A 19,660-nucleotide genomic window follows, 5' to 3' on the forward strand; every position below is an offset into this window, starting at 1 on the left:
AAGGGGTGCTTCGACCGCATTACTACAGTAGGTGCTCTCATGACGACCACCTCGTACGCCGACGTCTCGGCGCAGCTCCAGGCCCGCTGGCCGGAGAGCAAGATCTCGCCGACGCTGGAGCGGATCCAGCGCCTGGTCCAGCTGCTGGGCGACCCGCAGCAGGCCTACCCGGTCATCCACCTCACCGGCACCAACGGCAAGACCTCCACGGCGCGCATGATCGACTCGCTGTTGCGGTCGGCCGGCCTGCGTACCGGCCGGTTCACCAGCCCGCATCTGGAGAGCGTGCGCGAGCGGATCACGCTGGACGGTGAGCCGATCAGCGAGGAACGCTTTGTCGAGGCGTACGAAGAACTCGCGCCCTACCTGGAACTGGTCGACGCCGAGTTCGACGTACCGCTGTCGTTCTTCGAGGTGATCACGGCCATGGCCTTCGCGGTGTTCGCGGACTCGCCGGTCGACGTGGCCGTGATCGAGGTCGGCCTCGGCGGCACCTGGGACTGCACGAACGTCGCCGACGGCACGGTTGCCGTGATCACCCCGATCGACGTGGACCACAGCCACCTGCTCGGCGACGATCCGGTCGGAATCGCGGGGGAGAAGGCCGGCATCATCAAGGCCGGGGCCACCGCGGTGATGGCCCAACAGACCGTCGAGGTGTTCGAAGTACTCATGGGCCGTTCCGCCGAGGTCGGCGCCACCATCGCCCGCGAAGGCCTCGAGTTCGGCGTACTGGCTCGCGAGGTCGCGGTCGGCGGCCAGCTGCTCCGGCTGCGCGGCCTCGGCGCGGAGTACGAGGACGTCTTCGTGCCGCTGCACGGGGAGTACCAGGCCCACAACGCTGCGACGGCTCTCGCGGCGGTCGAAGCCTTCCTGGGCGCCGGGGCGCAGGACGATCGGCTCGACCTCGACATGATCCGCAACGGCTTCAACGAGGTCACCTCGCCCGGACGGCTCGAGGTGATCCGCCGCAGCCCGACCGTGCTGGTGGACGCGGCGCACAACCCGCATGGCGCGAAGGCGACCGCCGAGGCGGTGTCCGAGGCCTTCGCGTTCGCGCCGCTGATCGGCGTGGTCGGGGTGATGCGGGACAAGGACGTGTACGGCGTACTCGAGGCGTACGAGCCGATCATGGAGACGATCGTCTGCAGCCAGAACTCGACCCCGCGGGCGATGTCGGCCCGCGAACTCGGCGAAATCGCGATGGAGGTCTTCGGCGAGGACCGCGTCCTGGTCGAACCGCGCCTGGACAACGCGATCAGCGAGGCGGTCCGGCTGGCCGAGGAGAACTCCCCGATGGGCAGCGGCGGCGTACTCATCACCGGCTCGGTCATCACCGCCGGCGAGGCCCGCCACCTGCTGAAGGGATCCAAGCGATGAGGTCCCTGGCGGCGATCGTGCTGACCTTCGAGGCCATCGTGCTGGCCCTTGTCACCCCGGTGATGATCTCGGTCGCGGACATCTCCAAGGGTGTGTCCCTGGCCGTCTGCCTCGGTCTGGCGCTGTTCACCCTGATCGCGGCCGGGTTGCTGCGCTACAAGGCGGGTTACGTACTCGGCTGGATCGTGCAGGTAGGCGCGGTCGGCCTCGGCTTCATCGTCCCGGTCATGTTCGTGCTCGGCCTGGCCTTCGCCTCCTTCTGGGTAATGGCCATCAAGCTGGGCCGCCGCATCGACGAAGCCAAAGCCGCCAACGCCGCCGCCACCACCGACCCGGCCTAACCCGCCATCTCGCCCGGGTGGCAACAGCACGCCCCACGCTTACGCCGATGCGTCCGCATTCGCCTGCACTACGCATTCGCCCGCCCGCCCTCCGTACGACGGCCTGCCCCGGTCGCCTAGCCAGGCGGCCCAGGTCAACCCTTGATCACTGGCGACCTACCCCGCGCCCCGCGGCCCGCGCCTCGCGGCCCTGGCGACTTCCCCGCGTCTCGCGGGCCCCGGCCGCAGGTCGACCGGGTCACGCGCCGCACTCGGTCGCTGGCGGGGGTTTCCGTCTGCCGGTGGCGAAGGTCGACCCCTGAAGCAGGGGGTCGACGTGCCAAATCTGAAGAGGGGTCCACCCCCCATTCCGACGGTCGACCGTCGGAATAAGGGCCGGGATCCGGCATGCGCGGCCAGGCGTCGCGCGGCGCACGCAGGTCCGTGGGTGGCGGGTCGCCGGAGGCAGGGGAAAAAGCACCTGCCGCGGCCCCGAGACGGGTCGCGGCAGGTGCGGTTGAGTGGGTTGGTCAGCGGATTTTGCCGATGTAGCGGTAGGACGAGGCGATCGTCTGGTAGGGGGAGCGGTAGTGCAGGCGCAGTTCCTGGCCGGTCACCTTCGCGTGGTTGATCTGGATCAGGAAGTACCCGTTGGCGTGGGTGCTCTTGTTCTCCACCAGGATGGTTCGCCAGGCTCCCTTGGCTCCGCCGCTGCGGGCCTGGAGCATGAGGGTCTGGTCCTTCAGGCCGACGATGCCGTGGGTGCTGGCGAGGGCGCGGAGGTGGCCGGTGACGCCGAGTTGGCGTTCGCCGAGCCTGACGGTGCGGTTACCGGGCTTTGTGACGACCCACTGGTTACCCGTCTTCCTCGACTGGCTCAGCTTGTTGAGCATGGCGCGGCCTTCGTTCCCGCGCTCGCCGGACTTCATGCGGCTCAGGAGGACGTTGTACCGGACGTCGTGGTGCTTGTTGTTGACAACCGTCAGGTACGACGCGCGCAGCACGCGGATGCTGGCGTTGCTGATCGGCTTGACCGCCAGCTTTCCGCCCAGGCCGACCGCGACCTGGCGGACCTTCCACACACCGGTGTCCTTGAGGCCGATCGGATGCGACGCGTTCAGCCAGCCCTGGAGCTCTCCGTCGGCGGTGCGCGTGATGAAGTACGCCGCCGGAACGTTCCGGTAGGCGCTACCGTCGGCCTTGCTGATGCCGAAGGTCGTCACCGCGCCCTTGCAGACGTGTGGCGCGTTGATGGCTGAGACGGACAAGCCTTGGTTCAGGATCAGCCGTTGATGCATCGACACCACTTTGTGGTTGAGCTCAGCGCCGGATTCGCCCACCGCGGTGGTGGAGACGTTGTACCGCGGATAGCCGATCACGTGCTGGCCGTTGGTGCCGTGGAAGCGCACGTTCTTGACGCTGTCCAGGCAGGCCTGGGCCGAGGGCGCCGGGGCCGCGACAGCCGAGCCCGCCGTACGGGCTGAACCCGCCGAGCCTGTCGCGTGGGCCGGGGCGGCGGCGAACGCGCCGGCGCCGGCCAGCGCGATCGCAGCGGCGATCGCACCTGTGCGCCGCCCTGTGGTTCCGATCATGGAGGACCTCCGTGAGTTGGCAGTTGACGACTGCAAGACGGAAGCCCGCGAACAAAAGGTTGCCCGGCCCCGGAAGAAGTTTTCCGGAGCCGGGCAGGTGGAACGCGGATCAGTGCGCGCTGACGCTCACGTTGGGGGAGATGCTGGCGACGTTCCAGGAGTCCGCCGCGGTGAACAGCCGCAGGATGTGCGTGCCCTTGGTGGCCGGCTTGAAGTACGTCGTGTACTTGCCGCTGGTCGTACCAACCGCGACGAGGTTGACGAACTGGCTGCCGTTCCAGCGCTGCAGGTAGACCTTCTGGCCGTTGGCCGCGGGGAAGACCGTGCCGGTGACCTTCACGTACTGGCCGACCGCCGGGGTGCTGTCGCTGACAGTCCGGGTGATCTTGCGCCGTACGTTCACGATCTGCGGTGCGGAACTGGCGTTGTTGTACGACTTGCAGGTCACGCGGCCGTTGTACCAGGCGTCGATCGTGCGGTTGCTGGTCGCGGTATAGGTGACGGACGACTTACCGGTCGAACCGGCGACGGTGCTCAGGTTGGTGAAGGTGTTGGCCGGCGTCCGCAGCGACACAGTTCGGTTGCCCGGTACGCCGACCATGGCCGAGGTGGCGGTGGAGGCGAGCAGTTGGTGGTTGATGGTCACGCGGGTGCCGGCGGTGACCACCCGCGGCGCGGGCGGTGCGGTGAAGCGGGTGGCCCAGACCGCGGCGTACCGGCGCCACGGCTTACCGGCCTTGTCGTACAGGATCCAGGTGCCGGCGTCGTCAGGACCGTAGCTGTAGGTGTCGTTGCCATAGGCAATCGTGGGGCTGCCCCCGGAAGCGTGGCCGAAGTTGAACGTGACGGTGTGCTTCTTCGATCCGTCCGGCCGGCTCACGAACCGCTGACTGGGCGGGTCGCTGGGCGCCTCGCCGTCTTGCGCCCAGAAGGTCAGGTACATCTTCGACGAAGTCTGCGTGTTCGAGATCGCGTAGTTGATTACGTAGCCCTTCCCCATCGCACCTTCCATGCACGGCAGCTCCGCCTGCGAGGCCTGCAGAGCTTGCGGGGTCTGCAGAGCGTGGGGGGACGCCTGCGCGGGCGCGACCGTGCCGAGGGTCGTGGCGGCCAGCACGGCGGCGGCGCTGGTGGCGAGCAGTCGGGTACGGGTTTTCACGGCAAGTTCCTCCGAGATCGATTGAGCGCGAAGTGCGCGCCTTCACCAGCAACGATGCGCACGATCGGCGATTGGTTGCGGCGAACGTGCGAGCCGGTCGCATCCCAGTCCGCTCACAACGTGCTCACCCGCTAGGCTGACCGTCCCAGCCAGTTCCGCCCGAACACCCGGAGAGAGTGACATGTCGCAGCGCACCCTGGTACTGCTCAAGCCCGACGCCGTGCGGCGTGGCCTGGTCGGTGAGATCCTCGGCCGGTTCGAGGCGAAGGGCCTGAGCCTGGTCGCGATGGAACTGCGCACGATCGACGCCGAGCAGGCGGACCAGCACTACGCCGAACACGTCGAGCGGGACTTCTACCCGCCGCTGCGCACCTTCGTCACCAGCGGGCCGTTGGTCGCCCTGGTGCTCGAGGGCGACGAGGCGGTCGAGGTGGTTCGCGGGCTGAACGGCGCCACCGACGGGCGCAAGGCGGCTCCGGGCACGATCCGTGGCGACTTGTCGCTGTCGAACCGCGAGAACCTGGTGCACGGTTCCGACTCCCCGGAGTCCGCCGAGCGCGAGATCAAGCTCTGGTTCCCCGACCTGCCTTGAGCTACAGGACGAGCCCGAGCCACTTGTAGGCCGGGGAGATCGTCTCCATCGGCTGATCGAAGACCGCCCGCACGTCGTACTTCCAGAACTCCTTCGTGGTGCTGAAGTTCCAGTGCCCCCTGGAGTCCGTCACGGTCTCTCCGACCATCTTGTACGGCGCGGAGGTGTCCGAGCGCGGGCGTACTTCGATCCAGATCTGCCTACCGGCCGGAAGTGGCGACAGGCCGCCCACGGAGTTGTAGGCCTTCAACGTCCCCGACGCGGTGAAGCCCGTCGAGTCGTTCGGTACGACCGTCCCCGCTAGTACGGCGGCCCGGCGTACCAAGGCGGTCGAAGGCGAGTCCGTCAGGGTGTAGCTCTTCACGACGGTCTGGCCGTTCATAGTCACCGCCAGCTGGCGGACGCGCCAACGGCCGGTGTCAGCCCATCCCATCGGGTGCGAGGCGACGACGTAGGCCTGACCCGGCTCCGGTACGGCGTTGACGTTGCGGACGCTGGAGCCGTCGTACCGGCTGATAGCGATCGAAACCCAGGCGTCACCGCACTGGCCGCCCTCGATGTCGTGAGCGCGTACCTTGAGCGTTCGGTGCTTCAGGTCCAACGTGAGCATTCCGCGATTTCCGAACGCCACATGCTGGTTCAACGACTCCAGGCAATCCCTAGCGGTTGGAGCCGTCGCAGCGGCCGGTAGAGCCCCGACGACGGGTAAGAGGGCAGCAAGCGGTAAAGCGAGCACTGAGAACTTCATGATGGTTCCTCCCCTGAGCAAGCGCTGTCCACCAACGAGTCCTGGCAGGGCCGGCTGGTTGCATCCGGTCTCAGGGCGCTGCAGGTCACCGTCGAGGTCCAGTCGCCGCCTGGGGGTCGGCGCGGGGCGGTGCTACGCCGGCAGATTGCCGGTGTCGATCACGTGGCGGGCGATATCGCGCAAGCGCTGGTTGCGGTCTTGGGAGTAGCGCTGCAGGACTGTGAAGGCCTGGATGGAGTCGATCTTGTAGCGCTCCATCAGCCGTCCGACGGCTTGGCCGACCTCTTTGCGCGAGTCGACGGCTAGGTTCAGGTTGGCCTCGACCTGGGCGGTGCAGACCGCGATCGAAGCATGCAGTGCGAGCAGTTGAGCTGCTTCGAGATCGCCCTCATGGAAGACGAACGGCGTCGTCGAAACCAGGTTCAAGACGCCGCTGGCGGCGTGTCCGGCGAACAGCCGGATCGCCAGCGCACTGCGGATTCCGTTGGCGGCCGCGGTCGGTGCCCATTTCGGCCACCGGTCGTCCGTTGCGGTGTCCTTCACGAGTACGTTGGCGTCACCGGTGATGGCCAGGAGGCTTGGCCCCTCGCCGAGATCGATCTGCAACTGGTCCGCGACAGTGATCAGCGAGTCTGTCGCTGCCAACGTCTCGGCCCGCTGGCGGCGCATCAGCATGACTGAGGCGTGGTCGTAGTGAAGCGCCTCGACGGCGAACTCCAGCACTGTTTCGACGGTGGCCAGCACACCCGTCTGGTTGTGCAGGTTCATCGCCAGGTTGCCGAAGTCCCCGGCTTGCTCGGTCATTGGTTTTTCTCCCACCGTCAGGCACACCAAATAGCCCCGGAGCCGGACTCTGGACCCACGCGGAAGTCCGATCCTAAACCGCTGAGCGGATTCGCAGCCGCACCATCGCGGTCGGCGGCGCCCGATCTCGCCCTGCCGCCCTCGGCCAGCTGCCGCACCGGAACAGGCTTCCGCCTTGAGAACCCAGTCATTCGGACCTCGGCAGATAACCTCGGCGGCGGTCGTTCGTTGACCTTCTCGGTTCGGTAACGAGGCCCGAACCCCGGGCAACTCCAGTGCGTAGTCGGTCGGATACGATTCGTGAGCGGCTGCCGGTGACGTGTCGGTCGCCGGGCAGCGGGCGTGGCGCGTCTAGCCTGAGGATCGAAGCAATCGGCGGGGAGGCGGCAGCGCGATGGCGAACAGCATGCTCGGCCGCGACATGGCGGTGGATCTGGGCACGGCGAACACACTGGTCTACGTGCGTGGCCGTGGTGTCGTGCTGAACGAGCCGTCCGTGGTCGCGACCCGAACGGACGAACCACGCGAGGCGGTCGCCTTCGGGCACGAGGCCAAGAAGATGATCGGCCGGACCCCGGGCAACATCACCGCGATCCGGCCGTTGAAGGACGGCGTGATCGCCGACTTCGACGCCGCCGAGCAGATGCTGCGCTACTTCATCCAGCGCGTGCACCGCCGCCGGTACTTCGCCAAGCCGCGGATCGTCGTCTGCGTGCCCTCGGGTATCACCGCGGTCGAGCAGCGTGCCGTGCGCGACGCGGGCTACATGGCCGGCGCCCGCAAGGTCTACATCATCGAAGAGCCGATGGCAGCCGCGCTCGGGTCGAACCTCGAGGTTCGCGACGCCACCGGCAACATGGTCGTCGACGTCGGCGGCGGTACCACCGAGGTCGCGGTGATCTCGTTCGGCGGCATCGTCACCAGCCAGTCGATCCGGGTCGGCGGCGACGCCATCGACAAGGCGATCCAGACGTACTGCAAGAAGGAGTACTCGCTGATGCTCGGCGAGGCAACCTCCGAGCAGATCAAGATGACCATCGGTTCGGCCTTTCCGGCCCGCGAGGAACCGACCGCCGAGATCCGCGGCCGGGACATGGTGTCCGGGCTGCCGCGCACGGTGAAGGTCTCCGCGGCCGACATCCGCAAGGCGATCGAGGAGCCGATCTCGTCGATCATCGACGCGGTCAAGGCCACTTTGGACAAGACGCCGCCCGAGCTGGCCGGTGACATCGTCGACCGGGGCATCGTGCTCACCGGTGGCGGTGCGCTGCTGCAGGGCCTGGACGAGCGCCTGCGGCACGAGACCGGTATCCCGATCCATGTCGCGGACAACCCACTCGACGCCGTCGTGCTCGGCGCCGGCAAGTGCGTGGACAACATCGAGACGCTGCAACGCATCCTCGTCACCGACCGCCGCTAGCCCTGGGGACCGACGAATGCTGAAAGATCTCGGCGCACCACCCACCCGGGGTGTGGTCCGGTCCGCAGGCCTGCCCAAGGACATCCGCCGCCGCCGTACCGTGCTCGCCCTGGTCGTGCTCGCCTCGCTGACCCTGATGATTCTCGACGCGCGCCGTTCGGCCGGTTCGCCGATCGACCCGTTGCGGGACACCGCCGCCGGCATCTTCGGCCCGCTGCAGGCCGGCGCGACGTCTGCTCGCGAACCGGTGGACGACCTGAAGGCCAAGTTCGCCGACGCGGACCGGCTGACCGCGGAGAACGAGCGCCTCCGCGCGGAGAACAGCCGCCTGACCGCACAGCTTCGCGGCAGCAACTACGCCCGCAGCCGGGCCGTCGAACTCGACAAGCTGCTGCGGGTGGCGAGCAGCGTCGGCTACCAGATCGCGCCCGCGCGGGTGATCGCGATCGGCCCGGCGCAGGGGTTCGGCCAGACCATCACGATCGACGCCGGTACGGCGGACGGCGTGCGGGCGGATCTGACCGTGCTGAACGGCGACGGCCTGATCGGCCGGGTCGTGCGCGCCAGCGCCGCCACCGCGACGGTCCTGCTGATCGGCGATCGCGGTTCGACCGTCGGCGGCCGCCTCGACACCACCCAGGCCCTCGGCTTTGTCACCGGCCGCGGGGAGATCGGCTCGCAGGCCACCTTGGAGTACCGCCTCGTCGACATCAAGGCCCGTCCCAAGGTCGGCGCGCGCATTCTGACCTGGGGCTCGCGCGGCAACGCGCCGTACGTGCCGGGCGTTCCGATCGGCTACATCGCCTCGGTCGGCTCGGTGGCCGGAACGTTCGGCACCACCGCCACTATTCGCCCGTACGTCGATGCCGGCCGGCTGGACACCGTCGGTGTGGTCGTCGGGCCCACCGCCCGAGGCCCGCGCCGGCCGCTGCCGGGGCCGCGCTGATGACCGGCCTGCGGCTCGGGCTCGCCGCCTTGCTCCTGACGATCGCGGTGACCCTGCAACTCTCGACTTTTCCGCATCTGGCCATCGCGGGTGTGACGTGTGACGTCGCGCTGGTGGTCGTGCTCGCGCTCGGGCTCGCCCGCGGACCGGAATTCGGCGCGATCGCGGGATTCGCGGGCGGGCTGCTGCTGGATCTCGCGCCACCCGCCGACCACACCGCCGGCCGCTGGGCGCTCGCGCTGGCCCTCGCCGGGTATGTCGCAGGCCTGGCCCGGCGCGAAAGCTTTGTCGGCCCGTGGGCGACCGCCGTCACGGTGGTGGTCTGTACCGCCCTGTCACTGACGGTTTTCACCGCGACCGGCTCGTTGCTGCATGACCCATCGGTCGACTGGTCGACGTTCGGTGAGCGGCTCGGTATCGCGACCGGCTACGACCTGCTCGCCGCCGTGCTGGTGATTCCGTTGGTGCTCTGGCTGATGCGCCTGGTGGTTCCGCCCGGCGAGCGGCGAAGGGTGCTGTCATGAGCAGTTACAACCCCGCGCCGGAGCGACCGCGGCTGCGCCTGTTCGTGATCCGGGTGCTGATCTTCTCCTTGCTGCTCACGCTGTTCGCCCGGCTCTGGTGGCTCCAGGTGATGATCGGCGACGACTACGCCGACGCGGCCGACCAGAACCGCGTTCGCGAGGTGCTCACCCCGGCGGCCCGCGGCAACATCGTCGACTCCTCCGGCCGGACCCTGGTCGGCAACCGCGTCTCGCTTGTCATCACCGTGGACCGGACCATCCTGGTCAAGCTGCCCGAGGCCCAGGCCACGCAGGTACTGACCCGCCTCGCGAAGGTGCTCGGCCAGACCCCTGCCGAGCTCACCGCCCGGACGAAACTGTGCGGAGAGCCCGGCGCGAGCCGCCCGCCGATCTGCTGGAACGGTTCGCCGTACCAGCCGATCCCGGTGGCGAAGGACGTCAGCGAGCAGGTCGCGATCGCGATCATGGAGCACCGCGAGGATTTCCCCGGCGTCAACGCGGAGTCCGCCGCGCTGCGGGCCTACCCCGCGCCGTACAAGGTGAACGCGGCACACCTGCTCGGCTATCTGTCCCCGATCACCACCGGCGAACTCGACGAGATGAAGGCGGCCGGCCAGGACCCCCTCACGCACCGATCGGACCTCGTCGGCCGGGCCGGCGTCGAACGCACGTACGACGCGATGCTGCGCGGAACGCCCGGCGTGAAGAGCGTGACCGTGGACAGCGTGGGCCTCACCACCGGCATCGCCAAGCAGACCGCGCCTGTTCCCGGTTCGACCCTGGTGACGAGTATCGACGCCCGCATCCAGGCCACGGTCGAGCGCGAGCTGCACGCCGCGATGCTCGCCGCGCGCAAGCAGTACGACAAGAACACCCGCCGCAAGTACATCGCGGACTCCGGTGCCGCGGTGGTGATGGACGTGAAAACCGGTCAGATCGTCGCGATGGCCAGCCAGCCGACGTACGACCCGGGTGTTTGGGTCGGCGGGATCAGCCAGCGCGAGCTGGACGGCCTGTACTCACCAAAGGCTGGTACGCCGCTGCTGTCGCGCGCGTTGCAGGGCCAGTTCGCGCCCGCGTCGACGTTCAAGCCGATCACCACGGCCGCCGCGGTCCACGCGGGCTATTCGCTGAAGAGCCGGCTGGACTGTTCGTCGTACTTCGAGGTCGGTAATCGCCGGTTCAAGAACTACGAGTCCGCGTCGTACGGGCGGATCGGGTTCGACCGGGCGCTGGCGATCTCGTGCGACACCTTCTACTACCGGATCGCGTACGACCTGTGGCTGCGCGCGGGCGGCAACTCCGGTGACGTCAACGCGAAAGACCCGATGGTCGACATGGCCAAGGCTTTCGGGCTCGGCCGCCCGACCGGTATCGACCTCCCGGGGGAGGCCTCGGGCCGGGTCGCCGATCGCAAGTGGAAGAAGGAGTACTACGACGCGCAGAAGGACTACTACTGCAAGATGGCGGCCAATCCCGAACCGGGCACGTCCGCCTTCCTGAAGCAGTTCTCGCGCGAGTTCTGCGTCGACGGCTGGCGGTATCGCGCCGGCGACGCGGTCAACTTCTCCATCGGGCAAGGCGATACCACCATCACCCCGTTGCAGCTGGCAATGATGTACTCCGCGCTGGCCAACGGCGGCACCCTCTGGGAACCCCGCGTCGCGAAGCGCCTCGTCGGCCCGGGCGGCAAGGTCAAGACCGTCCCGCCGAAGTCCTCCGGCCGGTTGCCGGTCTCGCCGTCCGTCCTGGCGTACATGGACAAGGCGCTCAAGGAGACCACCCGGTCCGGAACGGCCGCATGGAAGTTCGTCGGCTTCCCGCTGGACAAGGTCCCGGTCCGTGCCAAGACCGGTACGGCCGAGGTCTACGGCAAACAGACCACCTCCTGGCTCGCGACGTACACCGATCGCTACGCCGTCGTGATGATGCTGTCCCAGGCCGGTTCCGGCTCCGGCGGTTCCGGTACGGCGGTTCGCCACATCTGGGAGAGCCTCTACAACATCAAACCCCCGGCGCGTAAGCCATGAGCCTGCTGACCGGTTCGAGGCCTTCGCGGCTGGATCGTCGTTCCACCTTGTGGCAGGCGGATTGGCTGCTCGTCTTGGCGGTGGGCGCCTTGTCGGCGGTAGGCGCGATGCTGATCTGGTCCGCCACGTTCCAGCGCGACACCCTTACCGGTGGCGACCAGTACGAGTTCCTCCTGCGGCACCTGATGAACTTCGGCATCGGCCTGGTACTGGCCATCGTCGCCGCCATCACCCCGCACCGCTGGGTCCGCATCCTGGCCCCCTTCGTGTACGTCGGTTCGATGCTCGGGCTGATCCTCGTCCTGGTCCCCGGCGTAGGCGCCGTCGTGAACGGCTCCCGCTCCTGGATCCACATGCCCGGGTTGTCGATGCAGCCAAGCGAGTTCGCCAAACTGGCGGTGATCGTCGGCATGGCCCTGCTGATCGCCGAAAAAGGCGAAGCGAACCACCGCGACGAAGCCCGCACGATCGACGTCGCCCAGGCCCTCGCACTCGCCGCCATCCCGGTCGCCCTGGTCGTCCTGCAACCAGACCTCGGCACGGTGATGGTGCTCGGCGCCCTGGTGTTCGGCATCATCGCCGTATCGGGCGTCTCCAAGCGCTGGCTGATCGGCCTGGTCCTGGTCGCGGTCACCACCGCCGTACTGGCGATCGAGCTGCACGTCCTGAAGGACTACCAACTCGCCCGCTTCGCCGCCTTCGCCGACCCCTCACAAGACCCCCGCGGCATCGGCTACAACGTGAACCAGGCCCGCATCGCCATCGGCAACGGCGGCGTCTTCGGCCAAGGCCTCTTCCACGGTTCGCAAACCCAGAACGCCTTCGTCCCCGAACAACACACCGACTTCGTCTTCACCGTCGCCGGCGAAGAACTCGGCCTGATCGGCGCGGGCGGCATCATCGCGCTCTTCGCCATCGTCTTGTGGCGAGGCCTCCGAATCGCCGTGAACGCCCGCGACGCCTTCGGCCGCCTCGTGGCCACCGGCATAGTCTGCTGGTTCGGCTTCCAGGCCTTCGAAAACATCGGCATGACCCTCGGCATCATGCCCGTAACGGGTTTGCCGCTGCCGTTCGTCTCGTACGGCGGCTCATCCATGTTCTCCGGCCTACTAGCCGTAGGCCTCCTCCAGAACATCCACCTCCGCAGCAACTCCTTCTAACGCCACTACCGGCTTTTGGTGTCCCCACTGCCGAGTTTTTGCGCGACTACCCGGTTGCAGCCAGGCAGTCGCGCAAAAACTCGGCAGCGAACCACCTCCACCACGACGGCCAGCGGCTGTACGGCGCGTGCCCGAGCCAACCGGATCAGCGGACGCCGATCGCCCGCCGAGGGCAACCCCGACAAGCGGGACGCGGATCGCCGAACGGATGGACCTGGCACTCGCCTGGTGGCGGGCCGCGCCTCCACGGGACCAGGCGACGCAACCGGTCCCACCTCACCCGTCCCCCTGATAGCCCGCCCGACAATTCGAAAGACCCAGGGGGACGGGTGCCCACGCGTCCACCGGCTCGGTGGTTCAGCGCGGACGTAGACGACGATTCGTCCGACTTCGCCCGCCTAGGTGGATGACCACAGCGAGCCGCAGTACGCAGGGGCGAGCGAATCCAGACGAACTGACGCAGTGGGGGCTCGCCGCAGTACCAGCCTCGTACCGAAGGTGGCTAAACGGTGGGCTGGATGCGGCCCACGGGGCTGCCGCCAGAAAGGACGGCGACAGTGGTGAGGGAATGCGCGGGCGTCATGTCTAGCCCGACGGTGGAGAGAAGGGTCAGGGCCAGGGCCGTCGTGATTCGAGGGCTTCCGTCGATCACCTTCAGCGCCACCGAATACCCCTCCGGCGACGCCATCGCCAGGACTCCCTCGGCGCCGCCCTTGGCGAGGAAGCCGGGGAGGAGGCGCATCACCTCCGTGTTCGCATGCCCGGTACCACCCACCAGCTCGGGATGAGCCCGCATGGCCGCAGCCACCCGCCCCTCCGGCGTACCGGACGACGCGACAGCGAGCCGCCCGAACGCGCGAGCCAACCCCCGCAGCGATACGTCGTACAACGGCGTCCCGCACCCGTCACCCGCGACCACCGACGCGGTATGCCCCGTCAACCGCCCGAGCTCCGCCGCAACCACTTTCTGCACGTACGACCCCGGCGACAGATACCCCGCCGGACCATTGCCCGAAGCCACCATCGCGGCCAGCATCGCGGCGTGCTTGCCCGAGCAGTTCATCAAGATCCGCTCCGGCCCACCAAACGCCTGGATCAGCCCGAACCGAGCCGCCTCGTTCTCCGGCCAATCCGGCGGACACTCCAGCGCGTCCTCGCCCAGATCCACCGACGCCAAGATCTCCCGTACGACCAGCACGTGCTGGTCTTCCCCGGTGTGACTCCCAGCCGCCACAGCCGTCTGTCGCTGGTCGAGCTTGGCTCCGGCCACAAGACTTCCGACCGCCTGCAGAGGCTTGGCCGTCGACCGAGGCAGCACCAACCCGTCAACGTCCCCCAACGCGCACAACACCTCGCCGGCTGGAGAAAGCACAACGGCGATCCCGAAGTGCCGGCTCTCCACGAACCCGCTGCGAACGACCTCCGCCAACTGCACAACGGCCTCAAGACCAGGCACACCAAGGCTCCCCATGCGCGCCAGCCTAGGGCCCACCCAGCGCGAGCGAAGCTAAGGTATTCGGTATGGCTTTGAACTACCTGGCAACCGGTCCTTCGAACGCTCCCGTTGTCCTTCTCGGTTCCGCCCTCGGGACGACCCACCTGCTCTGGCAGGCGCAAGTAGACGCATTGGCCGGGCGGTTCCGGGTAGTGGCCTTCGACCACCTCGGGCACGGCGGCTCGGAGACACCGCCTGGGCCGTACAAGATGGCTGATCTCGGTGGAGCGATCCTCGAGCTAATGGACCACCTCGGCGTGCAGCAGGCGTCGTACGCCGGAATCTCGATCGGTGGCATGGTCGGCCTCTGGCTCGCGCAGAACGCGCCTGAGCGGTTCAAGGCCTTCGCGCTCCTGTGCGCGCCTGCCGTGGCTGGTGGCTCTCCGCAGATGTGGACCGAGCGTGCCGAGCTGGTGCGGACCAAGGGCACTGAGGCCGTCGCGGACGCCGCCATCGGCCGGTGGTTCCTCCCGGACTTCGCGAAGGCCAGCCCGGGTCTAGTCGCTGCTGTCCGCCACCAGGTGGTGAACACCCCCGACGAGGGGTACGCCGCCTGCTGCGAGGCCATCGGCGCGATGGACTTGCGCGACGGGCTGGCCTCGATCGACGTACCGACCCTGCTGATCGCGGCAGACCAGGACGAGTCCGTACCGGCCGACGCCGTACGAGCCGTTGCGGACGCGATTCCAGGCTCCCAGTTCGAGCTGATCGAGAACTCGGCCCACCTGATCAACCTGGCCCACCCCGAGCACCTCACCACGCTGCTGGCCCACCACCTGCGCTGAACGGTGGTGGTGGTAATAGCGGTAGAGCGCGGGGGTTAGGCTGGTGGGGTTTCTGTTGCCGGGTGGAAGTTCCTCTTTGATGACTGTTGAATCCCTGTTCCCTCGCCTGGAGCCGCTGCTGCCGACGGTGCAGAAGCCGATCCAGTACGTCGGCGGTGAGCTCAACTCGGTCAGTAAGGACTGGGACGCGGCGACCGTGCGCTGGGCGCTGATGTATCCCGACGCCTACGAGGTCGGTCTGCCGAACCAGGGCGTCCAGATTCTGTACGAGGTGCTCAACGAGCGGGACTGGATCCTGGCCGAGCGGACCTACGCGGTCTGGCCGGACATGGAGAAGGTTCTCCGCGACAACGAGATCCCGCAGTTCACGCTGGACAGCCACCGCCCGGTGCGGGCGTTCGACGTGTTCGGCATCTCGTTCTCCACCGAGCTCGGCTATACGAACATGCTGACCGCGCTCGACCTGGCCGGCATCCCGCTGTACGCCGTGGACCGCGGCGACGACGATCCGATCGTGCTGACCGGTGGTCACTCCGCGTTCAACCCGGAGCCGATCGCGGACTTCATCGACGCGGCCGTGCTCGGTGACGGCGAAGAGATCGTGCTGGCCATCTCGGAGGTCATCCGGGAATGGAAGGACGAGGGCCGTCCCGGCGGGCGTGACGAGCTGCTGATGCGCCTCGCGGCGTCGGGTGGCGTCTACGTGCCGAAGTTCTTCACCGTCGAGTACCTGCCCGATGGCCGGATCAAGCGCGTCGCGCCGAACCGCCCGGGTGTGCCGTGGCGGACCGCGAAGCACACCGTGATGGACCTCGACGCCTGGCCGTACCCGCGCAAGCCGCTGGTGCCGCTGGCCGAGACCGTGCACGAGCGCTACTCGGTCGAGATCTTCCGCGGTTGTACGCGCGGCTGCCGGTTCTGCCAGGCGGGCATGATCACCCGGCCGGTGCGCGAGCGCAGCATCACCACGATCGGCGACATGATCGAGAACGGCCTCAAGCAGTCCGGGTTCGAGGAGGTCGGCCTGCTGTCGCTTTCCAGCGCCGACCACTCCGAGATCGCGGAGGTCGCCAAGGGCCTCGGCGATCGGTATGAGGGCAGCAACGTGTCGCTGTCGCTGCCGTCCACCCGGGTCGACGCGTTCAACATCACGCTGGCCAACGAGTTCTCCCGCAATGGCCGGCGCTCGGGTCTGACGTTCGCCCCCGAGGGCGGTTCGGACCGGATGCGCAAGGTGATCAATAAGATGGTCACCGAGGAAGACCTGATCAACACCGTCGCCGCGGCGTACAGCCACGGCTGGCGCCAGGTGAAGCTGTACTTCATGTGCGGTCTGCCCACCGAGACCGACGAGGACGTGCTGGCCATCGCCGATCTCGCCAAGCGCGTGATCCAGACCGGCCGCGAGGTCTCCGGCCGCCGGGATATTCGTTGCACGGTGTCGATCGGCGGATTCGTGCCGAAGCCGCACACGCCGTTCCAGTGGGCCTCGCAGCTCGACGCCGAGGGTACCGACGCGCGGCTGGCCAAGCTCCGCGACGCCCTGCGCAGCGAGAAGCAGTACGCGAAGGCCATCGGTTTCCGGTACCACGACGGCAAGCCCGGCATCATCGAAGGCCTGCTGTCGCGCGGTGACCGCCGGGTCGGCCGCGTGATCGAGCAGGTCTGGCGCGACGGCGGCCGGTTCGACGGCTGGAGCGAGCACTTCTCGTACGACAAGTGGGTCGCCGCCACCGAGACCGCGCTGGCCGGCGAGCCGGTCGATCTCGCCTGGTACACGACGCGTGAGCGGGAGTACGCCGAGGTCCTGCCCTGGGACCACCTGGATTCCGGCCTCGACCGGGACTGGCTGTGGGAGGACTGGCAGGACGCGCTCGAGCCCGACGGTGGCATCGAGGTCGAGGACTGCCGCTGGACCCCGTGCTTCGACTGCGGCGTCTGCCCGCAGATGGGCACCGAGATCCAGATCGGCCCCACCGGCAAAAAGCTCCTGCCGCTCTCGGTCGTCTGACCCTCAGCTGTTTAGAGGGTCTGCTGCCAGTTGGTGCGTTGCGCCACCGGGCGGAAGCCGAGGTACTTGTTGACGGCGATCATCGGGCCGTTCTCCACCGCGTTCCAGGTGTGCAGCACGGCCGGGTGATCCAGCTCGGCCTGCAATGACCGCAGGTTCGGGATCTTCACGCCCATGCCGAGGCGCCGGCCGCGGTGCTCGGGCCGGACTAGCGTGTCCCACTGGTACAGGCGTTCCGGATTGCCCGCGGCCCCGCCCATCTGGGTGTACGCCGCCAGGGTGCCGTCGGGCGCGATGGCTGCCGTGGTGTGGCAGAACCGGCCCTGCTCGAGCCGTCGTTCTTCGGCCTGGCGGATCCGCTCCGGCGTCCAGCGCATCGGTTCTCGATCCAGCTCGCCCATCGGAACCTCCTCGCCCATCACGCTCAACGCGTCGGCGAACTGCTCGATCCACTCGTCCGGGGTGTGCTCGCGCCACTGCACCAACCGGTACTCGTCGTGCTGCCCGGCGATCCGCGCTTCCAGCTCGTCGAGCCGCTCCGCCGCCATCGGCAGTTCGAAGACCTGGTGGTACTCCGTGTGCTTGCGGCTGAACCCACGCGCCGCGGCGAACGCCGTACCAGCGCTATCGCCGGTCTCGTAGTCGCCGAGGATCGTGGTCGACAGCACCGTCCGACCCGCCGCCTTCGCCCGAGCGGTCGCGGCCTTCAGCAGGAAGGTACCGGCGCCGCGGCGACGATGAGCCGGGTGAACCGCTATTTCCACCTCGACGATGTGCGTGTTCTCCTGCAGCCACCAGTCCAGCCAGGCCATCCCGAGCCAGGTGTCGCCGTCGACCACGGCAAGGCCTTCGACCCGTAGGTCGGCGTCCTGCCGGGCGAACAGCACCTGGCACTCGGTGAGTCCGAGGCCGACGGGGAATTCCTGGTCGTGGCGCCGTACGTCGTCGCGGAGCGCGTGGAAACGGGCGAACTGTGCGGCGTCAACGCCGTCGATCTCAATGAGTTCCATTGCGCGCGACCCTATCCACGCGCGGTCCACCCGGCGACCGGTTAACCGGCCACGCCGTGGCATTCATTCGTCGGAATCTGCCCTCTTCTGACGTCTGCGTGCACAGGTTGGTGCGCGCTGAGAGGGCAGATTCCGACGAATGAATGCAGCCCGTGGCGGCCGGGCGGATCGCCACCGGCCGCCACGACGAGGTCAGCCGAAGCAGGCGTAGACCGGGTCCGGGGTGGTTTCCACCTGGTCCTGCCAGCGGGCGACGCCGATGTAGTAGCCGCAGCCGCGGCCGTCGGCCTCCTCGAACCAAGCGGCGCCACCGGAGTAGGCGTAGTTCTGGGCGGTGGTGACGTACGGACCAGCGGCGGCCGGTGCGAACTGGAGCTCTACCAAGACCTCGGTGACGCTGGTGGAGCAGCCGTCCAGCCCGGTACCGACGTACAGCATGAGGGCGCTGTAGTTGACGTTCTTCGCGACCCGGAGGTCACACGCCTGCGACGAGGCCTGGGCCGGTGCGGTGGTGGCGACGAGCCCACCGAAGGCGAGCAGGATGGCGGACAGCACAGTGACAATGCGAGCACGGTTCAGGTTCACGAGATCCCCTCTGTCGTCGTAAGAAACTTTCAACGAGAGGGAAGCATAGGGGAATCGCTTACCGAAAGGGACCTCTCCGACCGGCAGCTAACGGCCATGGCATTCAGTCGTCGGAATCTGCCCTTTTCCGAGGCTTGCGTACACGGGTCGGTGCGCGCCACGAGGGCAGATTCCGACGAATGAATGCAACCCAGGGGACGTACGGCGCCCGGGCGAGGGGTCAGTGGTGGGGGCGGAGGGCGCGGTTTTCGAGCGGTTCGGCGATCTTGGCGCGATAGGGGTGCGCCGGGTAGACGCCGAGCAGGCGCACCTCGACCGAGAAGAAGGCCAGTTCCTCGAGCGCGAGGGCCACGCTCGGGTCCTCGGGATGGCCCTCGACATCGGCGTAGAACTGGGTGGCGAAGAAGGTACCGAGCTGGTACGACTCCAGCTTGCTCATGTTGACGCCGTTGGTCGCGAACCCGCCGAGCGCCTTGTAAAGCGCCGCGGGCACGTTGCGTACGCGGTACACGAAGCTGGTCACCATCGGGCCGGAGCCGACCGGCGGGATGTTGGTCTCGCGCGACAGCACCAGGAACCGGGTGGTGTTGTGGTGCTCGTCCTCGACATCGCGGGCGAGGATGTCCAGCCCGTACAACTCGGCGGCCGCGAAGGGGGACAGCGCCGCGACGGTCGGATCGCCCAGTTCGGACACCTCCCGGGCCGCGCCCGCGGTGTCGTCGGTGACGACGGTCGACCAGCCGTGCTCGCGGATGATCTTGCGGCACTGGCCGAGCGCATGCACGTGGCTGCGCACGGTCTTGATCTGGGCGAGTTCCGTGCCTGGGGCAACCATCAGCTGGAAGTGGATCGGCAGGAAGTGCTCGCCGATGATGTGCAGCCCGGATTCCGGCAGCAGGTGGTGGATATCGGCGACCCGGCCGGCGATCGAGTTGTCGATCGGGATCATCGCCAGCTCGGCCCGGCCACTGGTCACCGCCTCCAGCGCGTCCTCGAAGGTGGTGCACGGCAACTGCTCGCGGCCGGGGAACATCTCGGTGCAGGCCATCGCCGAGTTGGCGCCGGGCTCACCTTGGTACGCGATCGGTCCGTTCACACC

General features: G+C 68.0%; 18 protein-coding genes. 10 read left to right on the forward strand and 8 right to left on the reverse strand.

Translation table 11 applies throughout. The features are described 5' to 3' along the window. Nucleotides 1-39: 39 nt before the first annotated feature. Complete coding sequence (locus ACFFGN_RS00840; protein ID WP_380043266.1) at nucleotides 40-1,380, forward strand: bifunctional folylpolyglutamate synthase/dihydrofolate synthase; 1,341 nt, start codon at nucleotides 40-42, stop codon at nucleotides 1,378-1,380. Beyond that, nucleotides 1,377-1,721 carry a DUF4233 domain-containing protein gene (locus ACFFGN_RS00845; protein ID WP_380043267.1) on the forward strand — a complete coding sequence of 115 codons (345 nt, stop codon included), beginning with the start codon at nucleotides 1,377-1,379 and terminating at the stop codon, nucleotides 1,719-1,721. Before ACFFGN_RS00840 ends, ACFFGN_RS00845 begins: the two co-directional genes overlap by 4 nt. Before the next feature lie 509 nt (nucleotides 1,722-2,230). Here ACFFGN_RS00845 and ACFFGN_RS00850 read toward each other — a convergent pair. Together ACFFGN_RS00850 and ACFFGN_RS00855 are read right to left on the reverse strand one after the other, a co-directional pair. Further along, on the reverse strand, nucleotides 2,231-3,292 hold the full coding sequence (locus ACFFGN_RS00850; protein ID WP_380043268.1) for a hypothetical protein: 1,062 nt from the start codon (nucleotides 3,290-3,292) through the stop codon (nucleotides 2,231-2,233). 109 nt (nucleotides 3,293-3,401) lie between these two features. Further along, nucleotides 3,402-4,451 (reverse strand): hypothetical protein, encoded by a 1,050-nt coding sequence (locus ACFFGN_RS00855; RefSeq protein ID WP_380043269.1) that lies wholly within the window; start codon nucleotides 4,449-4,451, stop codon nucleotides 3,402-3,404. A 181-nt stretch (nucleotides 4,452-4,632) separates the two neighbouring features. Here ACFFGN_RS00855 and ndk point away from each other — a divergent pair, with 181 nt between their 5' ends. Beyond that, nucleotides 4,633-5,043 (forward strand): nucleoside-diphosphate kinase, encoded by a 411-nt coding sequence (gene ndk, locus ACFFGN_RS00860; protein WP_380043270.1) that lies wholly within the window; start codon nucleotides 4,633-4,635, stop codon nucleotides 5,041-5,043. Between the two features lies 1 nt (nucleotide 5,044). Here ndk and ACFFGN_RS00865 read toward each other — a convergent pair whose 3' ends face one another. Both ACFFGN_RS00865 and ACFFGN_RS00870 read right to left on the reverse strand, forming a co-directional pair. Then, entirely contained in the window at nucleotides 5,045-5,791 is a 747-nt protein-coding gene (locus ACFFGN_RS00865; RefSeq protein ID WP_380043271.1) for a hypothetical protein, read from the reverse strand. Nucleotides 5,792-5,923: 132 nt separating this feature from the next. Then, the gene (locus ACFFGN_RS00870) at nucleotides 5,924-6,595 is read right to left on the reverse strand and encodes a GAF and ANTAR domain-containing protein (protein WP_380043272.1); all 672 of its coding nucleotides are present in this window, start codon (nucleotides 6,593-6,595) and stop codon (nucleotides 5,924-5,926) included. 394 nt (nucleotides 6,596-6,989) lie between these two features. Between ACFFGN_RS00870 and ACFFGN_RS00875 the strand changes: the two genes are divergently transcribed. The 5 genes from ACFFGN_RS00875 to rodA are packed head-to-tail and all read left to right on the forward strand — an operon-like array spanning nucleotide 6,990 to nucleotide 12,675. Further along, entirely contained in the window at nucleotides 6,990-8,015 is a 1,026-nt protein-coding gene (locus tag ACFFGN_RS00875) for a rod shape-determining protein (RefSeq protein WP_380043273.1), read from the forward strand. A gap of 16 nt (nucleotides 8,016-8,031) precedes the next feature. Beyond that, nucleotides 8,032-8,961 carry a rod shape-determining protein MreC gene (gene mreC, locus ACFFGN_RS00880; RefSeq protein WP_380043274.1) on the forward strand — a complete coding sequence of 310 codons (930 nt, stop codon included), beginning with the start codon at nucleotides 8,032-8,034 and terminating at the stop codon, nucleotides 8,959-8,961. Then, nucleotides 8,961-9,485, forward strand: a complete 525-nt coding sequence (gene mreD / locus ACFFGN_RS00885) for a rod shape-determining protein MreD (protein WP_380043275.1) — start codon at nucleotides 8,961-8,963, stop codon at nucleotides 9,483-9,485. Before mreC ends, mreD begins: the two co-directional genes overlap by 1 nt. Then, nucleotides 9,482-11,515 carry a penicillin-binding protein 2 gene (gene mrdA / locus ACFFGN_RS00890; RefSeq protein WP_380043276.1) on the forward strand — a complete coding sequence of 678 codons (2,034 nt, stop codon included), beginning with the start codon at nucleotides 9,482-9,484 and terminating at the stop codon, nucleotides 11,513-11,515. The genes mreD and mrdA overlap by 4 nt, the downstream gene beginning before the upstream one ends. Next, nucleotides 11,512-12,675, forward strand: coding sequence for a rod shape-determining protein RodA (gene rodA, locus ACFFGN_RS00895; RefSeq protein WP_380043277.1), 1,164 nt, complete (start codon nucleotides 11,512-11,514; stop codon nucleotides 12,673-12,675). Before mrdA ends, rodA begins: the two co-directional genes overlap by 4 nt. 502 nt (nucleotides 12,676-13,177) lie before the next feature. On the opposite strand, the gene ACFFGN_RS00900 is transcribed toward rodA, so the two are convergent. Continuing rightward, entirely contained in the window at nucleotides 13,178-14,146 is a 969-nt protein-coding gene (locus ACFFGN_RS00900; protein WP_380043278.1) for an asparaginase, read from the reverse strand. Between the two features lie 50 nt (nucleotides 14,147-14,196). On the opposite strand from ACFFGN_RS00900, the gene pcaD reads away from it, so the two are divergent. Together pcaD and ACFFGN_RS00910 are read left to right on the forward strand one after the other, a co-directional pair. Next, on the forward strand, nucleotides 14,197-14,955 hold the full coding sequence (gene pcaD / locus ACFFGN_RS00905; protein WP_380043279.1) for a 3-oxoadipate enol-lactonase: 759 nt from the start codon (nucleotides 14,197-14,199) through the stop codon (nucleotides 14,953-14,955). Nucleotides 14,956-15,034: 79 nt separating this feature from the next. Continuing rightward, nucleotides 15,035-16,966 carry a TIGR03960 family B12-binding radical SAM protein gene (locus ACFFGN_RS00910; protein WP_380043280.1) on the forward strand — a complete coding sequence of 644 codons (1,932 nt, stop codon included), beginning with the start codon at nucleotides 15,035-15,037 and terminating at the stop codon, nucleotides 16,964-16,966. A gap of 11 nt (nucleotides 16,967-16,977) precedes the next feature. Here ACFFGN_RS00910 and ACFFGN_RS00915 read toward each other — a convergent pair whose 3' ends face one another. The 3 genes from ACFFGN_RS00915 to ACFFGN_RS00925 form a co-directional block, all read right to left on the reverse strand. Next, nucleotides 16,978-17,976 (reverse strand): GNAT family N-acetyltransferase, encoded by a 999-nt coding sequence (locus ACFFGN_RS00915; protein ID WP_380043281.1) that lies wholly within the window; start codon nucleotides 17,974-17,976, stop codon nucleotides 16,978-16,980. A gap of 192 nt (nucleotides 17,977-18,168) precedes the next feature. Further along, a complete protein-coding gene (locus ACFFGN_RS00920; protein ID WP_380043282.1) occupies nucleotides 18,169-18,561 on the reverse strand; it encodes a hypothetical protein in 393 nt (130 codons plus the stop codon). Between the two features lie 220 nt (nucleotides 18,562-18,781). After that, nucleotides 18,782-19,657 (reverse strand): prephenate dehydratase, encoded by an 876-nt coding sequence (locus ACFFGN_RS00925; RefSeq protein ID WP_380043646.1) that lies wholly within the window; start codon nucleotides 19,655-19,657, stop codon nucleotides 18,782-18,784. Between the last annotated feature and the right edge of the window lie 3 nt (nucleotides 19,658-19,660).

This window comes from Kribbella deserti (assembly GCF_042434725.1).
GTDB classification, from domain to species: domain Bacteria; phylum Actinomycetota; class Actinomycetes; order Propionibacteriales; family Kribbellaceae; genus Kribbella; species Kribbella deserti.